This window comes from Massilia norwichensis, assembly GCF_024753245.1.
GTDB classification, from domain to species: Bacteria; Pseudomonadota; Gammaproteobacteria; order Burkholderiales; family Burkholderiaceae_D; genus Telluria; species Telluria norwichensis.
Genome location: NZ_JANUGX010000064.1, coordinates 1 through 2018 on the forward strand (window position 1 = coordinate 1; position 2018 = coordinate 2018).

At 64.5% G+C, this 2018-nt stretch carries 2 protein-coding genes; both read left to right on the forward strand.

Annotated elements, in window-relative coordinates:
* Positions 1 to 1118: SGNH/GDSL hydrolase family protein (locus NX782_RS26085; protein ID WP_258848423.1), on the forward strand; the 1118-nt coding region annotated here is incomplete at its 5' end.
* 53 nt (positions 1119 to 1171) lie between these two features.
* Positions 1172 to 1852 carry an OmpW/AlkL family protein gene (locus tag NX782_RS26090; RefSeq protein WP_258848424.1) on the forward strand — a complete coding sequence of 227 codons (681 nt, stop codon included), beginning with the start codon at positions 1172 to 1174 and terminating at the stop codon, positions 1850 to 1852.
* Positions 1853 to 2018: the final 166 nt, after the last annotated feature.

Genomic DNA, 2018 nt, shown 5'->3' on the forward strand with positions numbered 1-2018 from the left:
GGTTGAATCTGGGCTACACCGTGCTGGTTGCAGCGCAGCTCGGCCTGCCGACGCCATGCGCAGCCCAGACCGGCCTGCAGGGCACCGCGTCTGCCGGCTTCTCGGTGCCGGTGACCGACCATCCGGAATGCTTCAACTATGCCCAGGGCGGTGCGCGCGTGACCAACCCGATCGGCCCGGGCAACAAGGCGCTCGACAAGCCGGGCGCCGTCTCGCTGGGCCAGATGACCGTGCCGGTCGTGACCCAGATCGCGAACCACCTGAAGAAGGTCGGCGGCAAGTTCAAGAGCGATGAACTGGTCATCGTCATGGCAGGCGGCAACGACGTGCTGGAGCAACTGGGCGAATTCTCGGCCGGCGCCACCGCAGCCGGCGGCACCGCACTGGCAACCAGCCTGATCACCCAACTGGCACCCGGCACCACCGGCGGCGCCGCGACGATCCAGGCCGCCATCGTGACCGAGTCGGCCAAGTCGACCGCCACCTCGCAGTCGATCATCGGCGCAGCGATCACTGCCGCCGCCCGCAACGGCAACACCGGTGCCGCAGCCAACGCCACGACGATCGGCAACACCGCCGGCGCCGCCGCACTGGCAGCCGCCGCGAAGTACCAGTCCGACCAGGGACCGGTCCTGGTCAAGAACCTGGCCCAGGCCGCCACCGAACTCGGCGCACTGGTCAAGAACCAGATCCTGGCGAACGGCGCTGGCTACGTGGTCGTGAATAACCTGCCGGACGTGTCGATCTCGCCGTCGGCCAAGGCCCAGTCTGCCGAGACCCAGAAGCTGATCATGGCCATGGTTGCCGCTTTCAACGACCAGCTGCGTGCTGCCGTCGCCGGCGAAGCGAAGGTGCTGTACGTCGACCTGGCCACCATCAGCCGCGACCAGGCAACCAACCCGGCGCCGTATGGGCTGACCAATACCACCACCCCGGCTTGCGACCTGAGCCCTGCCAAGAATCCGCTGGGTTCCTCGCTGGTCTGCAACAAGAACAACCTGATCGCTGGCGACGTCAGCCACTACATGTTCGCCGACGCCGTGCACCCGACGCCGTTCGAGTACGCGCTGATCGCACGTTATGTGCTGGAACAGATGACCGTCAAAGGCTGGCTGTAATCCGAGACAAGCCGGCCCGAGGGCGGGCAATCTTATAAGAATCAGGAGAACACATGAACGTGAGTAAGAATGTTGTGAAAATGCTGGTCGCCGCTGGCGCCCTGGCTGCCGCGACCGGTGCCATGGCACAGTCGAAGGGTCAGTTTGCCATGTCGGTCGGCGTCAACCAGCTGGTCCCGAAAGTGGAAAGCGGCGCGATCTCGGCGCCGGCACTGCCGAACTCGCTGGGCGATGTCGGCAAGGACACCCAGCCGGTCCTGCTGGTCAACTACGGCCTGACCGACAATATTTCGGTCGAAACCGCTCTCGGCACCCCGTACAAGCACAAGCTGTACGGCGCCGGCGCCATCCAGGGCACCGGTCAGCTGGGTACCGTCAAGGCACTGCCGGCGATCGCCCTGGTGCAATATCGTTTCTTCACGCCGGATACGCCTTTCCGCCCCTACATCGGCCTGGGTGTCACCCGCGCCATGTTTATGAAGGAAACCGGTTCGTTCGCGATGACCGCGCTGACCAACCCAGGCGCCGGCGTGCCGACTACCTTCAGCATCGACAACAAGTGGACCTACACGGGCCAGCTGGGTGTCCAGATGAATGTGGACCAGCACTGGTACGCCAACGTGGCTTTCCTCAAGACCCGTCTCCGTACCGACGTGCACTTTTCGACCGGCCAGTACCAGCACATGAAGCTGGATCCGAACGCGTACATCCTGACGGTCGGCTACAAGTTCTGAGCCGTCTTCGGCCAGGCTTCCAAAACCCGCTTCGGCGGGTTTTTTTATGTTCGCCGGAACGACCGCGGCATCCGACGTAAAAAAACCCGCGCGCGGCGGGTTTTCGGAAGCAGCGGGACGGGCTCAGAACGCCGCGATGCCGGTCTGCGCACGGCCCAGGATCAGG